We start from the raw sequence: 21,818 nt of genomic DNA on the forward strand, positions 1-21,818 counted from the left end.
CTCTGTTTTTTTGTAAAAGCTAAGGGCTTCTTTTGGGGCGTTGAACTAAATTACACTTGGTTTATATGTCAGACGCTGTTTTTCTCCGGTAACAATTCGTTTTTTGCCTAAACCAGGTTATTTGATACTATTTTAGAATGGTCATTACCCATATTTGAAATTGCTTTTATTGGTAAATAAATCATTTTTAACCTTGAATACGAGGGCTATTTTTAAGAGATTATAGCAACATACTATTCAAAACGGCAAGTTGTTGCTCAAGTATCTCCGTCAAAACGACCGTTTTCTAGCGAGTTCGCCTCCCTAAATCCAAGATATTGTACTTAAAAAGTCTTTAAACAGCCCGTTTTTTGATGTTTTGCTTTATTTTTTTTAAGTATTTTTTGAGTAGTATAAAGACATAATATTTTCATATTAAATTCGTTATGATTTGAATCCTCTTTTAAAAAAAGACTGTCGGAGTAAGTTTGAGACTTTTTAAGAAAAAAACTTGCATTGCAGCAAACTTATTAATTATATTTGCACCGTTGTTAATGCGAAAGTAGCTCAGTTGGTAGAGCTCCAGCCTTCCAAGCTGGTTGTCGCGAGTTCGAGCCTCGTCTTTCGCTCTGGATTTCAAATTTTGATTTGAGATTTTATTTTACTGTTATCATGCGAAAGTAGCTCAGTTGGTAGAGCTCCAGCCTTCCAAGCTGGTTGTCGCGAGTTCGAGCCTCGTCTTTCGCTCTTTCAAGCCAAAACATAATTGTTTTGGCTTTTTTTATGTCATTTATTTTAGGATTACATTACAAAACTCAAATCAGTTCCGCTTTCCAGTTCTTCAGGACTTTGATTTTGTCGAAACAATCGTGCGGTCAGATTGCCTTTCAGAATGATTGAATCTCCTTTTATATCCAGCCAGCTTCCTTCTCTCAATCCTAAAACCGGAACAGTATTAAATGCATGGTATTCTTTAATTCGGGTTTCGCGAGTTTCGCCCATATGTTTTGAAGTAGTATCCGGATCTAAATAATGTGGATTCAAATTGAAAGGAACCAATCCCAGGGTTTGAAAACTTGGGGGATAAGCTATTGGCATGTCATTTGTTGTTTGCATCGTTAATCCGCAAATGTTGCTTCCTGCGCTTGTTCCTAAATACGGAGTTCCGTTTTTTACCACATCAGAGAGGGTTTTCATAAGGTTGTTTTTGTATAATTGTGATACTAAAACAAATGTATTTCCACCTCCTGTGAAAATTCCTTCTGCTTTTTTAACAGCTAATGTGGTGTTTTCAAACTCATGAATTCCAATTATTTCTTTATTTATTTTGGCGAAAGCCAAGCGTACCATTGCAGTATACTCTTTATGAGAGATCCCACCAGGTCTGGCGTAAGGAATAAAGAGAATCGTATTACAGTTTTGAAAATGCACTTGTAATTCTGGTAATAAATAGTCCAGATAGTTCTCGTTAGCAAGAGTCGATGTGCTTGCAATTAGGATATTTTTCATTTTTTTGATGCATAATTTGCGCTAAAGGTATTAAATCAGGCTTTTTTATTTCAAATTTTTAATTAACATTTTTTTACCAAGGCATTAGTAATTAATTTGGAGTGCATTAAGATACTTTTACGATAAGTCAGTAAGGACTTTAAGAACGATGATTAGAATTATGTATTTGTTTTTGGCTTTTGCAACAACAGCGGCGATGTCACAAGAAGGAAGCCGAATACAACTGAACGGAAAAGTGACAGCTGATGTTTCTGTTCCGGAAGGGGTTTATGTCATAAATAAAAAAACAGAGAAGACTTCTATTACGGGTCAGGATGGTAACTTTTCTATTATGGCTGCCGTTGGTGATACGTTGTTGTTTTCAGCAGTGCAGTTCAAAGATACCAAAATACTTTTGACCCAAGTCCATTTTGATCAAGGGATTCTTTTTGCAAAAGTAACGCCCATCGCGAATCAATTACGGGAAGTTATTGTTCGAAATAGGATCAATGCAGTATCAATGGGGATAATTCCTAGAGAGCAAAAAATTTACACCCCTGCAGAACGCAAATTATATACTGCCAGCAATCTTAATGCCAGTGCTAATGTGGGTAGCATGATGGGAGGGTCCGTGTCAGCAGATCCGTTATTGAACTGGATTTCAGGAAGAACAAAAATGCTAAAAAAAGAACTTGAAGTGGAGCAGAAAGAATCCTATTTGAGGCAATTAGAGAACCTGTTTGCCGTTGATTATTTTGTGAGTAAGTTTAAAATACCGGTTGAGTATGTCAAAGGATTTAAACATTACAGCCTTGAAAACGAACGATTTGTGGCTGTTTTGAAATCTAAAAATGTGATGATGACCACTTTTTTGATGGGGGAATTAGCTATAAAATATAAAGAAATAATTGCCAGTGAAAATTAAAAATACCTTACAGTTGTTATTCTTTCTCGTAGTTCAAGCCACTTTTGGACAGGTAGAAACGGTCAAGGAAATTCGAGGAAAAATCACTTCGGATTCTGTTGCTGTGGATCGCATTAATATTGTAAATATATCAACAGGAAAAGCAACAGTGTCACAGGGTAATGGCTTTTTTGTTATACCTGCAAAAGAAGGCGACGTTTTAGTCTTTACTGCCGTTAATCTGGAAACATTACGCCGAAAAATTAATAAACAAGATGTATTAGAAACGGTTTTTTCGGTGATAATGATCCCAAAAAGCATTGTTTTGAAAGAGGTTGTAGTCGGTGAATCTTCGATTTCAGCAGAGAGTTTAGGGATTATTCCCTACGGTCAAAAGAAATATACGCCTGCTGAGAGGAAATTATACACCGCAACTTCCGGTGGAGGAATTGATGGATTGCTCAATACTATTTCTGGACGAAAAGCCATGTTGAAAAAAGAAATTATAATTGAGAAGACAGAACAGTTGTTAGCGAGAATTGAGGTGCTTTTTGAGGATAAGTACTATACGCAAACATTAAAAATACCCTCGGATTATATCAAAGGATTTCAATATTATTGTGTAGATAATGTAGCTTTTGCAAATGCTTTGCGTGCTAAAAATAAAACATTGGTTATGTATTTAATTGCAAGCCTTGCTGGAAATTATAACGAAATAATAGCCCTTGAAAATCAATAGTGTTTTATCGGGGATGTTATTTTGCTAAACCAAATTTCTTTTGGACAAACGCACCATGAAAAGCTGCTAAACAAGATTATTGGAAGAACGAAACGGCTTAAGAAATTAGTTGTTCTGGAGAAAAAAGAAAACGATATCAAATTAATTTCTGAATTGTACATTCCAGAATATTTTACGGTTCAATTGGTGCTTGCAAGTGATTACGTAAATGATTTTAAATATTTTATAGTAGATAATGAATTTTTTTTGGAAGTTTTAGCCTCCAAAAATAAACAAAAGACTACTTTTTTTATGGTAGCTTTGGCCGAAGAATATAAAGCTATACTTGCCAAAGAAAATAGACAACAGTCTTTAAAAAAATAATACTAAAAAAAATTACAATGAAAACAAGAATAAAAATCATTTGTTTAATTTTCTTTTGCCAATTTTCTTTTGGTCAAAATGAAAGCAGGAAGTCTTTACATGGTCAGTTTATTAACGAATCTGCTTTAGTGGATCACGGGTATGTTTTTAATTTAAATTCAAAAACCAGAACTTTTATAAGTAATCAGGGATTTTTTGATGTTTTGGCGAAAGCGAAAGATACGTTGCTTGTTTCAAGTAGTTTATTCAAGTCTAAAAAGATAGTTGTTGTGGACAAAGATTTTGAAAAATCATTGTTTGTAATTAATTTAGAGACGCAAACTACGCTGCTCAATGAAGTTATTGTGAAACGAAAAGCCGAAATTAAACCCATAGTAGGAGGTTCGCAGCGCATTGTAGATATGCAATTTGTAGATGACGAAAAATCATCTCCTATTAATAGAACGATGCCGTCAGACGGGACTATAGAAAACGGAATGGATTTTGTCAGAGTGTTCAAAATGGTTTCGAAATTATTAAAGAAAGATTCCGAAGATAAAGCAGGTTTAAATCCAAATGTAGATTTTTCGGATGTAGTCTCGAAAGGAATGGATGCTTATTTTTTTACCAATACATTGAGGTTGAAAAAGGATGAGATAGGTCTTTTTCTGGATTACTGTGAGGGTGATCCAAAAGCAAAAACCCTTTTGAAACAAGAAGATGAGTTTTTGCTGATTGATTTCTTAATTACCAAGAACGAAGAGTTTAAAAGAATTACTACTTTTGAAAAATGAAATCGCCATGATTCCAGAATACAAATAAGATTGAAGAATGGCGATACCATTTTCCGATAAAAAACAAATAGAATCTTCGAATGAAAAAAATAATTTTAATTTCCTTTTTTGGACTGCTATTTTTGACGTTAACTTCGTTCAGTATGCACAGGTTTTACGTGGCATTGTATCAAGTGAATTACGCTCCCGAAAAGAAAATGCTCCAAATCACCTCGCGTATTTTTGTAGATGATTTGAATAGTGCTATCGGAAAAAAGTACAGTAAAAAAATTAACTTGGGTTCTGAGAAAGAAACCGCTGCGGATTTGGTTTTATTGAAAAAGTATTTCACCGAAAAGTTTTCCATAAAAATTAATGGACATCCCACCACGATGTATCTTTTGAGTAAAGAAATGGAAGGCGATGTGCTTATTTGTTATTTGAGTATAAAAGATATTCCAAAAATAACGACTATTGAAGTGTATAATACAGTCCTTATTGAAGGAAATAACGAGCAGCAAAACATCATGCATTTTAAGGCTTTTGGGATTAAAAACACGATGCTGTTTACAGATTCTGTATCAACTGGAGTTTTAAAGTATGAATAAATTTTGAAACGGCTATTTAAAATGCTAATTTCACACAATTAAAGAACCATAAATTTACTATGAAAAAAATATTTTTATTTTTATTTCTTCCTGCGTTGTTAGTTGCGCAAGAAAAATCGACTTCGGTAACGCCAAAACAAACCGGAAGGTACGATACCAATAAGTTTAGTCAAATGTATGATTTGTTAGCTACGCCTAACCTATTTCGTACGGCTTCAGGAGCTCCGGGTCCTGCTTATTACCAGCAACAAGCTGATTATAAAATCAATATTGATTTAGACGACAAAAATTCTAAGCTAACAGGCTCTGAAACTATTACGTATTATAATAATTCACCTGATACCTTAGAATATTTGTGGGTACAACTAGACCAAAATCAATCCGCTAAAAATTCGCAAACCCCTTTAGCAGAAAGCCAAAGAATGGAACAGGTTTTTCCGGCGGGAAACTTCACAAATAAGTTTTTAAAACAAGAATTAGAGCGTGGTTTTAATATTGACTTTGTAAAAGACGCGAAAGGAAATCCGTTATCTTTTACGATCAACCAAACTATGATGCGTATTAATTTAGAGACACCGATGAAACCAGGAGAGAAATTCTCTTTTGCAATCAATTGGTGGTATAATATCAATAATTACAGAGCTGAAGGCGGCCGATCCGGGTATGAATTATTTGAAAAATCAGGGAATAAATTATATGTAATTGCGCAGTTTTATCCTAGAATGGCAGTATACAATGATGTTGAAGGATGGCAGAATATGCAATTTTGGGGAACGGGAGAGTTTACGTTGCCTTTTGGTGATTTTGATGTGAACATCACGGTACCTGCAGATCACATTATGGAAGCTACGGGAGATCTTATGAATAGGAGTGAAGTGTTTACGGCGGCGCAACTAAAAAGATATGAGTTAGCACAAAAAACGTACGACAAACCTGTAGTTGTTGTTACGCAAGCAGAGGCGGAAGCTAGCGAAAAAGGATTTTCAGATAAGAAAAAAACATGGAAATTTAGCGCTAAAAACGTGAGGGATTTTGGTATTGCTACTTCTAGAAAGTTTATATACGATGCAATGGCCGTTAAATTGAATGATAAAACGGTAATGGCAATTTCAGTTTATCCAAAAGAATCCAATCCACTTTGGGGAGAAACGGCAACAAGAACCGTAGCACACACGCTGAAAAGTTATTCAGCGCATACTTTTGACTATCCTTATCCTAAAGCAGTCTCAGTATCTGCTGAAGATCAAGGAATGGAGTATCCAATGATTTGTTGGAATTACGGGCGTCCAGATGAAAAAGGTGTTACTAGTGATCGCATAAAAAATGGAATGATAGGTGTAACAATTCATGAAGTAGGACACAATTTCTTTCCTATGATTGTAAATTCTGATGAACGTCAATGGTCTTGGATGGATGAAGGATTGAATACCTTTATGCAGTATATGGCAGAGCAAGAAATGGAAACTAATTTTCCTTCCAGTCGTGGTCCAGCAAGTAAGATCGTTCCTTATATGAGTGGGGATCAAAAATTCTTGGAGCCTATTATGTCTAATTCGGAGACAATAGTTCAATTTGGGGCAAACGCCTACGGAAAGCCAGCAACAGGCTTAAATATCCTTAGAGAAACTATCATGGGAAGAGAGTTGTTTGATCATGCTTTTAAAGTATATGCAAACCGATGGAAATTCAAGCACCCAACACCAGAAGATTTTTTTAGAACTATGGAAGACGCCTCTGCAGTAGATTTAGATTGGTTTTTTAGAGGTTGGTTCTACTCCACGGATTTTGTAGATATAGGCATCAAGGAAGTTAAACAATATTATGTTTCACTGACTCCCACGAAAGATTTAAAAGACGCCACAGTACGAAGAGGTCGTTTTGGACAAGAAAAAGGACCCTTCCTTTATTTAGTCCCAGAAACAAGTGAAGAATTGTCCGCTAAAGATAAAAAAGCATTAGCAATTGCAGATATAAATTTACTTTCGGAGTATGTAAATCAAAATTTTACTGCAGATGAAAAAGCTAAACTTAAATCGCCAAAGTATTTTTATGAAGTAGATTTCAACAAGCCAGGCGGTATGTTAATGCCAATCATTGTTGAGCTAACCTATGAAGATGATACAAAAGAAACCTTCAAATATCCTGCGCAAATCTGGAGAAAAAACAATGATACTGCTAAGAAAGTGTATGCAACTGAAAAAGCAATCAAAAAAATCCAGATAGATCCAAAATTAGAAACAGCTGATATTGATGTAACCAATAACACGTGGCCAAAAGAAGAAGTGAAATCTAAATTTGATTAAATAAACGGTACTGCTAAAAAAAGACTCTAAAAAGAGTCTTTTTTTATGAAAAAATTAAAACGCAAAGTTTCAAAATTAGGTATCTTTGTAGCAACTAAAACAAAAAATATGTTTGGCATAGGAGGAGGAGAATTAATATTTATTATGTTTATAGTGCTCATGCTTTTTGGGTCAGATAAAGTGCCTGAAATGGCACGTACGATGGGTAAAGCAATGGCGCAATTGAAAAATGCAACTAACGATATAAAAAGCGAAATTCAAAAAGGAGCAGAGGCGAATGGGTTTGACACCAAATCTTTAAGCGATTTTCGAGGTAATATTACGACTGAAATCAATAAGGCAAAGGACAATTTGATGGGGGATACCTCGCAATTTAAAAACATTACAGAAGGCGTATCGACCGAAATTAATAAAACTACTGAGAGTTTACGGGAAGAAACAACTTCGCAGATCAACACAACAAAAGAAATTATTGAAGATGCTGCAGGTCCCATAAAACGTCAGGTATAATGATAGAAAAAATAGTATCCCTTGATACCCAGTTATTTGTTTATTTGAATGGTTTAGGTTCGATTACTTATGATGGGTTTTGGCTGTTTATCACCAGTCAATTCAATTGGATTCCGCTTTTTTTGCTTTTGTTGTATTTCATTTATAAAAAATTAGGCCTACAGCAAACCTTATATCTATTGTTGTTTGTAGCTCTTTTAGTGACAATTACAGATCAGACAACGAACTTATTCAAGAACGGATTTCAACGATTGCGTCCCTGTAATAATCCGGAAATCAATTCCTTTATTCGTATTGTGCAAGTCCGCAATTCCTTTAGTTTTTTCTCGGGTCATGCCTCAAACACAATGGCTGTTTGCGTTTTTTTATACTTTGTTCTCAAAAAAACGACTAAATATATGGTCTTTCTGTTCTTATGGCCTTTAGTTTTTGCCTACAGTAGAATCTATTTAGGATTGCATTATCCATTGGATATTTTATCCGGCTATTTATGTGGCGTTATTTTTGGAACACTTATGTTTAAAGGATATACAATAGCACAGAAAAAATATTTCCCAGTTAATCCTATCAAGTAGCAGGAGTCGTTTCCTGCTCTAGACTGTATTCCAGATATAAAACTACGATTAAAGATCTTGTTTTTCTACATCGGGAGATGTCGTTCCTGCCGGGGCTAAGGCATTTGGTTTCAAAAATGATCAAACTAAAGCACTCTGCTCACTGTCAATCCATCACGAATAGGCAATAAAACAGTTTCTATACGGGGATCATTTTTTAATAATTGATTGTAGGCTTGTAATACTTTTGTACTCACATCATTGGTTTGTAAGGGTTCCAGAACTTTTCCGCTCCACAAAACATTATCGGATAGGATAACGCCGCCTTTATTCATTTTAGGAACAATCATTTCAAAATAATTCAGATAATTTTCTTTATCAGCATCGATGAAGACCAAATCAAATTGCAGTTCTAAAGTTGGGATTATGGCTGTTGCTTCACCTAAATGTTGTACAATTTGCTTTCCCCAAGATGACTTGTCAAAATGTTTGCGCTGGAAATCAACTAATTCTTCTTTGATGTCAATCGTATGCAATTGACCATTTTCCCGCATGCCTTCGCACAAACATAAAGCGGAATACCCGGTATAAGTCCCAATTTCCAGAATGTTCTTAGGCCGAATCAATTTTGATAGCATACTCAAAACCCGACCTTGAAAATGACCACTTAACATGCGTGGCAATAAAATTTTCTGGTAGGTTTCTTTATTTAGTGCCGCTAATAAAGCAGGCTCTTTTTCGGAATGTTGCTCGATATAATCTTCTAATTCTTGGGAAATGAAATGCATTAGTTGAGTTTTTTCAATTTGTGACAAAGTTATCAAATTATCAAATCAACAAATCAACAAATTGTCATTAACTTTGCACCATGCAAATCGAGAAAAAAGACATACGAGCAGTATCCAAAGAACAATTACGCGAATTTTTTATCACTAACGGAGACAAAGCCTTTCGCGGAAATCAGGTCTACGAATGGTTGTGGAGCAAGGGAGCGCATAGTTTTGAGGATATGACTAATGTGTCTAAAGAAACGCGTACTATGCTTGAAACACACTTCGTGATCAACCATATCAAAGTAGATACAATGCAACGCAGTGAAGACGGAACGGTAAAAAATGCCGTACGTTTGCATGATGGGTTGGTGGTGGAATCAGTCTTGATTCCTACTAATACCAGGACTACAGCTTGTGTTTCCAGTCAGGTGGGGTGTAGTTTGGATTGTAATTTTTGCGCTACAGCGCGATTAAAAAGAATGCGAAATCTGGAGCCAGCGGAAATTTATGATCAGGTAATAGCCATTGATAAAGAAAGCCGTTTGTATTACAATCATCCGTTATCAAATATCGTTTTCATGGGAATGGGAGAGCCACTTATGAACTATAACAATGTCTTGAAAGCTATTGAAATGATTGTTTCTCCAGAAGGGTTAGGAATGTCGCCTAAACGCATTATGGTTTCTACTTCAGGAGTGCCTAAAATGATTAAGAAATTAGCGGATGATGAGGTAAAGTTTAAGTTGGCCGTTTCGCTACATTCAGCAATCGATGAAATTCGTTCCAGAATCATGCCGTTTAGCGCAAACTTTCCATTGGCAGAGTTGCGGGAATCATTAGAGTATTGGTACCGAAAAACAAAAAGCAAAATTTCCTACGAATATGTTGTTTGGAAAGATATAAATGACAATAAAGCTTCGATAGAGGCCTTAGTAAAGTTTTGTAAATATGTTCCTTGCAAAGTGAATCTTATTGAATATAATCCCATTGATGATGGGGAGTTTCAACAAGCCTCTGATGAATCAATAGAGGCGTACATAAGAGCGCTTGAGACTGCCGGAATTGTTGTAAAAGTGCGAAGAAGTCGCGGTAAAGATATAGATGCTGCCTGCGGACAATTAGCAAACAAGGAAGCGTAAAAGGATTCGGTTTTTATGGAAATATCAAAATAATGGCAGGTTAATAATGTACCTTTGAATTCTAATGAATGTGACCTCTAAAATTAAACAGCCCATTTTTGATGAAATGGAACTTTTTGAAAAAAAGTTCTACGAATCGATGACGTCTCAAGTGGCTTTGTTAAATAGGATCACGTATTATATTGTCAATAGAAAAGGAAAACAAATGCGTCCCATGTTTGTTTTTTTGACGGCCAAAATGGTTTCGGCAGGAGTTGTAAACGAGCGGACATATCGTGGTGCTTGCGTTATTGAACTGATACATACCGCTACATTAGTTCATGATGATGTAGTGGATGACAGCAACCGCAGAAGAGGTTTTTTCTCATTAAATGCGCTTTGGAAAAATAAAATTGCCGTACTTGTTGGTGATTATTTGTTGTCCAAGGGATTGTTGCTTTCTATAGACAATGGTGATTTCGATTTACTCCGAATTATTTCTGTTGCTGTGCGCGAAATGAGTGAAGGAGAATTACTCCAAATTGAAAAAGCCCGAAGACTTGACATTACACAAGATATCTATTATGAAATCATTCGGAAAAAGACAGCTACACTTATTGCTGCCTGTTGTGCTCTGGGCGCAAGATCTGTTATCGAAGATGAAGTCCAGGTTGAAAACATGCGGAAGTTTGGAGAACTCATAGGTATGGCTTTTCAAATAAAAGATGATTTATTCGATTATACGGAGGAAGCCATTGGTAAACCAACCGGAATTGACATCAAAGAACAAAAGATGACATTGCCACTTATTCATGTTCTGAATACGTGTACTTCAAAAGAAAAAACGTGGTTAATCAACTCCATAAAAAACCATAATAAAGATAAAAAACGCGTCAAAGAAGTGATTGCTTTTGTGAAAAATAATAACGGATTGCTTTATGCGGAACAAAAAATGGTCGAATTTCAGCAAGAAGCCCTTTTGAATTTGGATAACTATCCCAATTCCGAGTTTAAAGAGGCGCTGATTTTGATGGTCAATTATGTCATTGAAAGAAAAAAATAATTTTTTTTAAAATAATCTTTTCTCGTTAACTATCCATTTTATTGATTTAAATTTTTTCAGGTCGAAAATTTTGGTTGTGTTTTTCTTTTTTAGAACTCTTGCTGCGTTTCAAACTTGATGTCAATATTATGATAATTTTTTGCAGATGCTTAATCGGTATATTTTATATATGGGAATGGATGTAGGAGTTAAATATTATTAGTTTTTTTGCTTCGAAAAAGAACTGTATTTGGTATAGTTATATCACGACCAATAAAAGCCGAATTTTTATGGGACCCCTAATGAATTAAAAATTAGGGCTTTATTTTTTATACTGTCTCGGAGATTGCAGAGAACGATACGTATTGCACTTTTTTTATAATAATATTAAAATTTTAAGTGCCAAATGTCTTTTTTTTTGTTTTCTGTACTAAAAGGTACAGTATTTAATCAAACAAAAATATGGGAAAGATAAAGGTAGTTTAAAGTGATTTAGCGGATACTAATGGTCTTTTATTAGGTAAGAAACTATAAATGCATGCTATGTGTATTAGCAGTTTGAATCTAATGGAAGGAATATTTTAATGGTAGTGCCTTCATTCTCTGTTGAAACAATACTAAAAACACCATTTATTTTTTTTATAATTGTTTTGCTTAGAAAGAGACCCATGCCTAATCCTTGTTGTTCTCTCTCTTCTCTTTTGAATTGTTGCGCAGCGCCAATTTTATTTAATTCAGATGGACTAAACCCTATGCCATAATCTTTAATAACCAGTTCATAGTATTCCTCATTATATTTTTGGCCGGAAACAATAATAGTAGGATTTTTTTTAGAAAATTTCAATGCGTTATCAATTAATTCAAAAAGGATGAAATTTAAGTACCTTTGACTAATTTTTATAGTAGCTTCATCTATTTTGAAATTAATTGTATTGTTTTTTTTATCATAAATCTCAAAAATTTTGCTAGTAGTATTTACAAATGTCGTCGCTATTTCAGTTTTTGACTGGTGATCAAACTCGATCGTATTGTTTTTAAGATTTTGATAGAGTATTAAGTTTTGCATTGTCCTGTTTAATCGTTCTCCAGATACTTTTATTGAATCATAAAATGTAGCGATTTCATTTTTTTTATAGTCTTCTTTAGCATCCATGAGCAATTCGATGGAACCTAAAATCCCTGAAAGCGGAGTGTTTATTTCATGTGCAAAATGATTTTTTTCTCCGATATATAAATTATTATTGGCATTCTTTATTTTTTCAAATCGTTCTATTTTTACAGCTATTATTTTTATTAATTCTTTGATTTTAAATGGTTTTGATAAAAAATCATCAACGCCTTCCAGCAGACATTTTCTTCTCAAATTATTTTCTTTTTTTGCTGTCAGAAAAATGAAAGGAATGGGACTTAAAGATTGGTTTTCTGAAATTATTTTGTGAAATACATGACCATCCATTACGGGCATCATTATGTCGCATATAATTAAGTCAGGAGTCCAGTATTCCAGAAGGTCTAAGGCGTTTTGGCCATTAGAGGCAACTTTCACCTCATAATTTTCATATCGTAGAAGTTCAGCAATGGTCTCTCTAATATTTGGGTCATCATCAACTAAAAGGATATTATTTTTTTTCATAAGGGAAAATTAATTTTATTCGAGTTCCAATATTTTCTTGAGTTTTTAGTTCTATTTTGCCATTTAAAAAATCTGTAAACTGTTTTACAACGGCTAATCCTAATCCGGAACCAGTTATTGCAGTTGTGTTTGAAGCTCTAAAAAAGGATGTAAATACATATTGAATATCATTTTCGGGAATTCCAATTCCATAATCAATCACCTCTATTTCCAGTTCTTTTTCTAAATAGGTTATAAGGAGTAATGGATCTGATTTTCCTTTCGAATATTTAAAGGCATTATTGATTAGGTTCGTTAAAATGTGAGTCATTAAGATTTCATCAGTAAAAAAGAAATGTTTTTTACCTTTTATTTTTACTTGAATTTTGCGCTTGTGATGTTGATTATTAAAATAAAGATTGAGTAAGGAGTTAATGAATGTATTAAAATCTAAAACTTTTATCGTTTTTTGAATTTTTTCTGATTCGTATTTTCCAAAAATTAATATGTTGTTCATTAACTCGATCATTCGATCGACTTCATTTTTTATTCGGAACGTTTTCTTTTCTAAGAATTGGTGTGTGTGTTTGTCAAAATGATCTAATTTCAGCTCAATGAGTTCCGCATTAGAATAAATAACCGTCAAAGGGGTTCTAAATTGATGGGACGCCATCGTGACAAACCTAGATTTCATTTCGTTAAGTTCTTTCTCTTTTTCAAATGCTATCTTGATTTCTTCGGAGGCTTTAATTCTATCGCTGACATCTCTGCTGGAAGTTTGTATACCAATGATTATGTTTTCATGATTTAATATTTTTTTTAAAGAGGTTTCCAGCCATATATAGGTATTGTCTTTTTTTCTAAAGCGATACGTTACCGTTTTGTTTTTACTGCTTTTAAGAAACGCTTTATAATAATTCAACATCTCCACATAGTCGTCAGGATGAATGTAATCAAATATTTTTTTGTTTATTAATTCATCAGGTGTGTATCCTATTATTTCCTTTGAAGAATTGGAAATATAGTAATAACTTCCGTCCATTTTTTGTTGACAAATTATATCGGTTGTGTTTTCTGCAATGAATCTAAATTTAGCTTCGGACAATTCTAATTGATTTTCTTTTTCTTTAATCTCGCTAATATCGGTATGTGTTCCAATAACTTTTATTGGCTTTCCTTTTTTATTTTTTTTAAGTATTCCGGAATATTTTATCCATATTATATGTCCGTCTTTATGAATCATTCGTGCAGTTCCTTCATATCGATTTAATTTTTGAGTAATAAAATATTCTAAATCGATGGCAACTTGAATCATGTCCTCTGAGTGAATACTTTTTTGCCATAATTCTTTATCTTTAATGAAATCGTCTTCAGTATATCCTAACATTCCTTCCCAATTATGAGAGTAGGTTGTTTTCTTAGTTTTAATATCCCATTCCCACATTGCTTGATTTGAACCGGCCATGTAAAAATCAAATCTTTCCAAAGTTTTTTTTAATTTTATATTAATTTTATCTTTGTAAAGTCTGTCACCAATATTTTTAGCAACTGTCTGTAAGGTTTTAATTTGTTCTTCTTCCCATTTCCTTTCCTCTTTGCATATCGTGTAGCTTATCCAGCCCCAGAATGTAGTATTAGAAAACACAGGGGTAAACAGGTATGATCTGATCCCTTGTGTTTCCATGTGCTTTTTAAAAAACACATTTTTATTGTCTCTTACAAGACCATGCAAAGGCTTATTTTTTGATAATATATCATAAAGTTCTGGATAGGTATCGTAGGTAAGATTATTTAGATTAAAACTCTCAATTTTAGGCTTAGTTTTATGACCCTGCCTCTTGTTGACGTAGTAGAAGGTTGTTTTGCCATTGGTTGTTTTATTCTTAAAAACGGAACAGCTGTCGATTTGTTGTCCTTTGGCAATGTCGCTTAAGCATAAATTCAAGGTATCAGTTATGGAATTTTTTTTTAATACAGTATTAGTGACTTTAGAAATGTTTAATAAAAGATTGTTCATCAAGCTAAGACGGTTTATTTATTTAATTTTTTCATTACGCTAAATCAATTTTATTTAGACTAATTTATTGCTGGCAAAGCACGTGACTTTTTGTTTTATGGGGAAAATCTATTTTATCAGATAAACAATATTTAATTGTATTTCAATCAATCTTTTGTTAATTTTTTTTAGACGTGATTGCTACATTTGCGAGGTGTAGTTTTTAAATGATAAATAAAGATATTTTAATTTTAATTTATATGAATACTAGTCCTAATAATTTAAAAAATAATAACAATAATTTAAAATTAAAATAGTTAATTTAGATGCATGATAAATCAAAAAAGGGGAATAGTATTAATTGAAGATGATGTAGCGCTTGGTAGCTCAATATCGGAGTTATTGAGCCTGAGTGGTTTTAATGTCAACTGGTTCAAAGATGGTGTTGATGCACTGGTATACTTAAACAAACACATACCCGATATTATTATTAGTGACTTGATGATGCCTAATATGAATGGAGAAGATTTGTATTTTTTTTTAAAAAAAAATGGCAAACTAAACGCAGTGCCATTTGTAATAATTACTGCTAATATAGACGATAGCGTTCAATATAAGCTACTTGAAAATGGAGTTAATGATTTTATTGTGAAGCCTTTTAAAGTTAGAGAGTTAATTTTCAAAGTCAATAACTTGCTAGAATTCAAAAATAATATAGAAAAAAAATTTAAACCAGATCCCTTTTCAAAAGTTACTATAAAATTATCTGAAAAAGATTTTCTTACTAGTGTAAATGAACATTTGTTGAATAATTTAAAATTGAATGTTGATATTGATGAATTGTCCAAAAAACTTTTTATCAGTAAATCAACTTTAGATAAAAGAATCAGAAAACTTACAAATAAGAACATTAGCCAATATATGAGAGAGTTTCGATTGGATTACGCCATTAAGCTGATTCATCTTGGAGAAAGAAACATACAGTTCTTGGTTCATGAAACGGGATTTAATTCGTTTTCATATTTTACCACAAGTTTTAAGTTATATAGTAATCTGACGCCCAGAGATTATATAAAATCCATCCATAACGACAGTAAATTACTAGAGAATAACCAAGAAAATAAGAGATAATTAATTGTTGTATTTTTTAAATTTATTTTTGCAAACTTGTAATAAAATCTCGACTTTTTACGAGTAAAAGAAAATCAGTACTTGTTTATAAATAAGTTTAGGTTTTGTCTCTTTTTACATCACTGGCTTAGATCATAAACAATTTATTTTTTGATATTTTACATGTATTAAAACACTTTATTTATGGTCCCGTAGGTTATCAAAAAAAAGGCTGTCCGAAAAATAATTTTCGAACAGCCTTTTGTAGTGCTTTACACTCTAAAGAATTACGGTACGTACCAGAAAGGTCCTTGTGTGATAATTTGAGAAGAGGTCAAATTAGGAACATTTGCAGAGTTTGCATTGTATTCTGATAATGGGTATATAAGTCTCTTAGGTCTTGATGGCTGTAAATTAAAACCATTAATTGATCCCGGTATAACAGGGAATCCGGTTCGTGTGTAATTTATATAGTTTTCAACACCATGAATACTGCTTAATGCAATCCATTTTTGAGTTAATATCGCTTGTATCTTATTAGAAGAAGCAGCCCATCCAAAACCGGATTTAAGATTTATCTCAGTCAAGTATGTGCCTATTGTAGCTCCTAAATAAGTAAAAGAAGATTGTACGCCTTCGTTGAACAAAGTTTGCGCACTTCCAGTAGTTAGAAATCCTCTTTGTACTGCTTCAGCTTGTAAAAATTTGCTTTCTGCTAATAACATTAGTGCTCCTGATTTAGAAGATCCAGCTGCTGTTCTTTGTGCAGTATTGGCTCCAACATAATTAGATAGTCCTAATCCAAATCTTGAAGTTCTTTTACCATGGTGCTAAGATTTAAAAAAAAACCACCCCAAAAAATGGGATGGTTTTGAATAATTGAATTAAGTGATAACTAGAATTTATCCCAGAATATTTTTGTTGTTAATAAATCTCCACCAATTGCATTTGAGGCTGTTGTGTAGTTTGAATTGTTTACTTGTTGTTCAAGAACTGGGTAAGCCATTCTTACAGGAACTTTTCCTCCGGCATTAGTTATAGCTGAACTTGGCGCTGTCAAAATTGGAAAGTCTAATCTTCGCCAGAAATTCCAAGAAGTTAGACCTTGGTTATACATAGCTACCCAAGCTTGCTCTCCAATTGACTTTTTCCAATTAGAAGCATTGAATGGATTTACAACAAGGTAAGTTGATGCTTCTGATGTTGTACCACCCCATTCTAATATTGAAGCTGTTACTGCAGTTCTGTATGCACTAGGAGCAGCAGTTGGATTCCAACGTGCATTAGCTTCAGCAATATAGAAAGCAACTTCAGTATAGTTTAAGATAACGCCTGGTGTAGTTTCAGTGTACGCATAAGATCCGATATGTGAGAAATCAGCAAATTCTCCACCTTGTCCAATGGTTTGTCCGACATAACCACCACCTGTAACTTCCTCATAATAATTATCTATTCTTGGGTCATTTGAGGCCGCCATGTAATCGATTAAGGTCTTTCCAGCAAAAAAGTCATCTCTGCCACTTGCAGAAAGATTTTCATACAAAGGATTGAAGTTTGGAGATGCTGCAAGATATTGAAATTGACAATTTCCAGTCGGCGACGTTATTACTCCTGCTGCAATAGCTTGTAGTGCTGTAGATTGGGCTAAAGTTGGATTTACATCAGCAATCGCAATAGCAAGTTTTAATTTTATAGAATTTGCTAATGCTTTCCATTTAGCAATATTACCACCGTAGTATATGTCCCCATCGTTAAAAGATTTAAACCCAGTTGCATTCGTGTTTAGATTTGAGATGTCTTCATTAATTCTTTTAATTAGGTCAGTGTAAATGGTCGACGCGTCATCATAAGCTGGCAATGGAAAATCGTTCACATTTGCACCTTGGATATAAGGTATATTGCCAAAAGTATCAACTAGATTTTGATAAGTGTAAACCTGCATTACATCGATAATAGCTAACTGGTTTTTTTTGTTAACTGACCATCCTGATGCTTCATCTGCTGTAGGTGCGTAATTGATGATAATATCTTTAGCTTTCCCTAAATTATTAATTACGCTTACATAGTTCAATGAAAATATATTATTAGATACGTTTCTGTTTGTAAAGTCATAATTACTTTCGTTCACATAAGTAGTTTCTTGCCAATATTGCATTGTAAGCCTAAAATTGTTAATATTAACACTTGGAGTGTTAACATAGTCGCTTAGTTCTTTTTGAGCGAAATTTAGTAATGATCCTGGCACAGCAGTATATGCACTATTGGGATCGGTATTTATATCTTCACTAACACATGCTGTCATTAACAAACATATGGTTAGTATTGCTATGATTTTTTTCATTTTTATCTTTTTAAAAATTAACTTTAACATTGAAAGAAATATTTCTCGTAGTGGGCATAGGTCCAGACTGGTAACCTTGAGTGTTACCAGATGATAATCCAGCTTCAGGATCAGCGTAAGGTAAACTTTTATCTATTATCCATAAGTTATTACCTATTACACTAAATGATGCACCTTTTATTGATTTTCCGAGAATAGTTGAAGGAAGACTGTACGTAAGAACAACTTCTCTAAGTTTTACAAATCCAGCATCATATAAAAATGCAGCAGCTGGTGGATCTGTACCTAATACTTGGCTTGATTGAGATCTGTCTAATCTCGTTGTATTGGTTATATACATTGGTTGACCGTTAGTAGAAGTAAAAGCAGGATTAGCCATTACACCTTGTAAAAGCTCTCCTCCGCCGTTAGTTAGTGTGTTTCTTACGGGGTTGCCTAAATCGTTAGTTCCAACAGAATTAGCATAGATTCCTGTTCCATATCCGTAATATTGGTCAAGTGAAAATATACTGCCTCCTTTTTTGATATCAATCAAAAAACTGAAAGAAAGGTTCTTATACGTAAATTTATTATTTATACCTCCTGACCAATCTGCTTGATATGTTCCTAATTGATTATCCGTAGTGGTAGAAACAACATATGCTCCATTCTCACCAATTATTCTATTGCCTAAGTCATCAAGTTCATAAGTTGTTCCCCAAATAGAACCATAATCGCGATTTAATGGTGCATTAATGCTGATACCACCTTGAAGGGAGTTAATATTAATGTTTTCAATTCCAGGAGCTAATTCTGTAACTTTTGTGTTTGGATTTGCCCAGTTTACATTTACATCCCAGTCAAAATTCTCTGTTTTGATTGGTGTAAAGTTAAGTGATACCTCAAACCCTTTTGTCGTCAATGTTCCTGCGTTTATAGTTGTAAATGCTGCCCCTGTTGCCGTTGATACTGGTAGTGGTAAAATTTGGTCAAAAGCTTTATTCTCAAAGTATGCTACGTCAAAGCCTAATCTGTTTTTTGCAAATTGCATATTTAAACCAAATTCAATATTATCCAACTGTTGTGGTTTAAGATTTGGATTTTTGGCATTAGTATTATAAGAATAAACTGGTGTTTGAAAAGGTGTAAGTGAATTATAAGTATTTTGTAATTGATTTGGATCTGTATCTGAACCTACTTGTGCATATGCGGCTCTAAATTTACCAAAATTAATAAATTCAACATCTTTTAACCAATTTGAGAAAACGACAGTTCCAGAAATCGCTGAATACCAATATGCATTATTTTCAACTGGTAATGCAGAAGATTGATCTCTTCTTACAGAGCCTTCTAAGTAGTAAGTCCCTTTGTAGCCTAAAGTTGCCTGTGTGAATAAACCAAGAATTTGTTTTTTAGTATCAACAATTCTAGGTAATGTTGGAGCGGATACTGAGTTAGATATTGTGTATAATCCCGGTATAAATAAGCCTCCTGAAGTTGATTGTTGATTTGAAAATCTATTTTGTACATTGTAATTAGTACCTACTATTACACTTAAATTTAGTTCTTCAGCTAAATCTTTTTTGTACGTCGCCAAGAAGTCATAATTTTGTTCGCTAAAATTATAAATATCTAATGCATAACCCGAAGGTTGAGCCGGTAAGTTAGCTAAATTTGAGTTTGATCCAATAACATTTGGATAAGAGCCTGTAGCTAATCTGTCTTCTGTTCTTAAATTAAATCCATCAGTACCTGCTCTTCCTAGTAAACTAAATTCTTTTGATATGTCGTAAGTTACACTTGCATTAGCAGCAAATCTTTCTCTTGTATCGGTATTGTAGTTTTGGTTTCTTTGAAAATAAGGATTGTCCCAATACGCAGGTGAAATATTAGTTGCGTTCCTTTGATTCCACGTGTAATTTTGCTGCCCTAAATTGTAAAACTGCTTTTGTTCCTTGATATCTACATTGGTTGCCCACCATTGTCTAAAGTTAGACATTACATTACCATTATATCCAGTTGCGTTTCTGTTTCTCGTGTTTTGATTAACATAGGTTGCGTTGAAGTTAGAACTTAATTTATCGTTAAATTTATAACTTGCTGCCGCATTAAAGTTGTTTTTGCTTAATAAAGCGTTTGGTAAAACATCATCACTTTTTGTATTTGCGTAAGTCAGTCTATAAGTCGCTTTATCTGAACCTCCGCTAAGAGATATGTTATTAATTGTTGAAGATGCTGCTTCAAAAAAGCTTTCAGGAGTATTCTGTGCAACAACCCATGGAGTTGCTTGTCCAAAAGTAGCAGATCCTGGTACAAAAGCATCATATTGAAAAACAAGGGATCCATCATACTTAGGTCCATAAGATGCATCATCTCCAGTTCTCGCTCTAGGCTGCCCTTGATATGTTGAAAACACTTGTCCGAAATAACCTTGTCCATATTCCGTTTGGTATTTTGCAAAAGTGGACTTGTCAATCGTGGATCTAGTGTAAGATGAAGAAAATTCTACGGATAAATCTTTACCTGCTTTTCCTTTTTTTGTTGTTATTATTATGGCTCCGTTTTGTGCTCGTGATCCATATAATGCAGTCGCAGCTGCGCCTTTGAGGACATTGATTTCTGCAATGTTATTCGGGTTAATATCTGATGCCGCATTTCCGAAGTCTAAACCTCCACGACCTCTTCTTTGGTCGCCACTGTTTACATTAGTGTTTAATATTGGCACGCCATCGACAACAAATAATGCTTGGTTATCTCCCAACAAAGATTTAAAACCTCTAAGAACTACATTTGTAGATCCCCCAAAGTTTGTTCCATTAGTTACGCTAAGTCCTGCAACTTTACCAGATAAGTTGTTGACAAAATTTCCAGTTGGCACAGTTGACACTTGTTCAGCCGTAACTTGTTGTGAAGAATAACCTAGAGATTTTTTCTCTCGTTTAATTCCCAATGCCGTTACCACGACAGCGTCAAGTTCATTTGTAGCATTGTTTAACTTTACGTTAATAATTAATGAGCTAGCTGTCTTTTCTTGAGTCATCATCCCAATGTAACTAAATATTAGCACTTGGGTTGATGAGGCTCTGATGGAATATTTCCCGTCAAAATCAGTTTGTGTTCCAGTATTTGTTCCTTTAACTAATACACTCACGCCTGGTAAAGGCAATCCTGCATTGTCAGAAAGAACACCTGAAACAGCTCTTTCTTGCGCAAAAGTTAGCTGCGCAACAAGTACTACAAGTAGTACAAAGAATCCATTGAACTTTAGTTTCATTTTATAAATATTTTGAATTAGTTTAGCAAATTTCTTAATAATTTGTTAATATTCCTAATTGTTTATTGTTAAAAATTAGCGATAATTTAATTTTTTCAATAAATACTATTAATTAGGCAGTATTTTAGTTTTATTATAACAAAAATTAGAAAATATCTCATGAAATCATGTATTTTGTGATCAATAGGCTCATAATTGTTTGTGGACATCTAGATTTTTTTTACTGCTATGCTCTTATGTAGTGTAAATGTCCTGTTAAAAAAAGTAGAGACTGGATATTGTGTCTTACTGGATGCTAAGGAAATAGATATGAAAACTGCATACCATATCAAAAAAGGTTTTAAATTCTTTTATTTAAGTTTGAAGTAAGTTA

The 21,818-nt window shown here is 33.7% G+C and carries 17 protein-coding genes, 2 tRNA genes and 1 pseudogene; 13 read left to right on the top strand and 7 right to left on the bottom strand.

Annotated elements, in window-relative coordinates; genetic code table 11:
• The first annotated feature begins 535 nt into the window (after positions 1-535).
• Together EKM02_RS02020 and EKM02_RS02025 are read left to right on the top strand one after the other, a co-directional pair.
• Positions 536-608: transfer RNA gene (locus EKM02_RS02020), tRNA-Gly, on the top strand.
• A 45-nt stretch (positions 609-653) separates the two neighbouring features.
• Positions 654-726 (top strand) — tRNA-Gly (locus EKM02_RS02025).
• Positions 727-780: 54 nt separating this feature from the next.
• On the opposite strand, the gene pepE is transcribed toward EKM02_RS02025, so the two are convergent.
• Positions 781-1,488 (bottom strand): dipeptidase PepE, encoded by a 708-nt coding sequence (pepE, locus tag EKM02_RS02030; protein WP_126451818.1) that lies wholly within the window; start codon positions 1,486-1,488, stop codon positions 781-783.
• 148 nt (positions 1,489-1,636) lie between these two features.
• Between pepE and EKM02_RS02035 the strand changes: the two genes are divergently transcribed.
• The 8 genes from EKM02_RS02035 to EKM02_RS02070 all read left to right on the top strand — a co-directional run bounded on the left by EKM02_RS02035 (position 1,637) and on the right by EKM02_RS02070 (position 8,221).
• On the top strand, positions 1,637-2,392 hold the full coding sequence (locus EKM02_RS02035; protein ID WP_126451819.1) for a hypothetical protein: 756 nt from the start codon (positions 1,637-1,639) through the stop codon (positions 2,390-2,392).
• The gene (locus EKM02_RS02040) at positions 2,382-3,110 is read left to right on the top strand and encodes a carboxypeptidase-like regulatory domain-containing protein (RefSeq protein WP_234423136.1); all 729 of its coding nucleotides are present in this window, start codon (positions 2,382-2,384) and stop codon (positions 3,108-3,110) included. The genes EKM02_RS02035 and EKM02_RS02040 overlap by 11 nt, the downstream gene beginning before the upstream one ends.
• A gap of 21 nt (positions 3,111-3,131) precedes the next feature.
• Positions 3,132-3,473: a hypothetical protein gene (locus EKM02_RS02045; RefSeq protein WP_126451821.1), complete on the top strand. Its 342-nt coding sequence runs from the start codon at positions 3,132-3,134 to the stop codon at positions 3,471-3,473.
• A 17-nt stretch (positions 3,474-3,490) separates the two neighbouring features.
• A complete protein-coding gene (locus tag EKM02_RS02050; RefSeq protein WP_234423137.1) occupies positions 3,491-4,246 on the top strand; it encodes a hypothetical protein in 756 nt (251 codons plus the stop codon).
• 80 nt (positions 4,247-4,326) lie between these two features.
• The gene (locus EKM02_RS02055) at positions 4,327-4,833 is read left to right on the top strand and encodes a DUF6702 family protein (protein ID WP_126451822.1); all 507 of its coding nucleotides are present in this window, start codon (positions 4,327-4,329) and stop codon (positions 4,831-4,833) included.
• A 59-nt stretch (positions 4,834-4,892) separates the two neighbouring features.
• Positions 4,893-7,136, top strand: coding sequence for a M1 family metallopeptidase (locus tag EKM02_RS02060; protein WP_126451823.1), 2,244 nt, complete (start codon positions 4,893-4,895; stop codon positions 7,134-7,136).
• 108 nt (positions 7,137-7,244) lie between these two features.
• Positions 7,245-7,646, top strand: a complete 402-nt coding sequence (locus tag EKM02_RS02065) for a twin-arginine translocase TatA/TatE family subunit (protein WP_126451902.1) — start codon at positions 7,245-7,247, stop codon at positions 7,644-7,646.
• Positions 7,646-8,221, top strand: a complete 576-nt coding sequence (locus EKM02_RS02070; protein ID WP_126451824.1) for a phosphatase PAP2 family protein — start codon at positions 7,646-7,648, stop codon at positions 8,219-8,221. Before EKM02_RS02065 ends, EKM02_RS02070 begins: the two co-directional genes overlap by 1 nt.
• Before the next feature lie 125 nt (positions 8,222-8,346).
• Here EKM02_RS02070 and EKM02_RS02075 read toward each other — a convergent pair whose 3' ends face one another.
• Positions 8,347-8,988, bottom strand: coding sequence for an O-methyltransferase (locus EKM02_RS02075; RefSeq protein WP_126451825.1), 642 nt, complete (start codon positions 8,986-8,988; stop codon positions 8,347-8,349).
• Between the two features lie 80 nt (positions 8,989-9,068).
• Between EKM02_RS02075 and rlmN the strand changes: the two genes are divergently transcribed.
• The gene (rlmN, locus tag EKM02_RS02080; protein WP_126451826.1) at positions 9,069-10,112 is read left to right on the top strand and encodes a 23S rRNA (adenine(2503)-C(2))-methyltransferase RlmN; all 1,044 of its coding nucleotides are present in this window, start codon (positions 9,069-9,071) and stop codon (positions 10,110-10,112) included.
• A 64-nt stretch (positions 10,113-10,176) separates the two neighbouring features.
• Positions 10,177-11,154, top strand: coding sequence for a polyprenyl synthetase family protein (locus tag EKM02_RS02085; protein WP_126451827.1), 978 nt, complete (start codon positions 10,177-10,179; stop codon positions 11,152-11,154).
• Between the two features lie 529 nt (positions 11,155-11,683).
• On the opposite strand, the gene EKM02_RS02090 is transcribed toward EKM02_RS02085, so the two are convergent.
• Together EKM02_RS02090 and EKM02_RS02095 are read right to left on the bottom strand one after the other, a co-directional pair.
• Complete coding sequence (locus tag EKM02_RS02090; protein WP_126451828.1) at positions 11,684-12,766, bottom strand: sensor histidine kinase; 1,083 nt, start codon at positions 12,764-12,766, stop codon at positions 11,684-11,686.
• Positions 12,753-14,762 carry a PAS domain-containing protein gene (locus EKM02_RS02095; RefSeq protein WP_126451829.1) on the bottom strand — a complete coding sequence of 670 codons (2,010 nt, stop codon included), beginning with the start codon at positions 14,760-14,762 and terminating at the stop codon, positions 12,753-12,755. Before EKM02_RS02095 ends, EKM02_RS02090 begins: the two co-directional genes overlap by 14 nt.
• A gap of 309 nt (positions 14,763-15,071) precedes the next feature.
• Between EKM02_RS02095 and EKM02_RS02100 the strand changes: the two genes are divergently transcribed.
• Complete coding sequence (locus EKM02_RS02100; RefSeq protein WP_126451830.1) at positions 15,072-15,872, top strand: response regulator; 801 nt, start codon at positions 15,072-15,074, stop codon at positions 15,870-15,872.
• Positions 15,873-16,138: 266 nt separating this feature from the next.
• On the opposite strand, the pseudogene EKM02_RS02105 reads toward EKM02_RS02100, so the two are convergent.
• From EKM02_RS02105 to EKM02_RS02115, 3 genes and pseudogenes are all read right to left on the bottom strand, one after another.
• A pseudogene (locus EKM02_RS02105) lies at positions 16,139-16,612 on the bottom strand (SusD/RagB family nutrient-binding outer membrane lipoprotein); the annotation flags it as partial.
• Positions 16,613-16,746: 134 nt separating this feature from the next.
• Positions 16,747-18,222 (bottom strand): SusD/RagB family nutrient-binding outer membrane lipoprotein, encoded by a 1,476-nt coding sequence (locus EKM02_RS02110; protein ID WP_317124970.1) that lies wholly within the window; start codon positions 18,220-18,222, stop codon positions 16,747-16,749.
• Positions 18,203-21,445, bottom strand: coding sequence for a SusC/RagA family TonB-linked outer membrane protein (locus EKM02_RS02115; RefSeq protein ID WP_126451833.1), 3,243 nt, complete (start codon positions 21,443-21,445; stop codon positions 18,203-18,205). The genes EKM02_RS02110 and EKM02_RS02115 overlap by 20 nt, the downstream gene beginning before the upstream one ends.
• Positions 21,446-21,818: the final 373 nt, after the last annotated feature.

Source organism: Flavobacterium sp. RSP49 (assembly GCF_003968735.1).
GTDB lineage: Bacteria > Bacteroidota > Bacteroidia > Flavobacteriales > Flavobacteriaceae > Flavobacterium.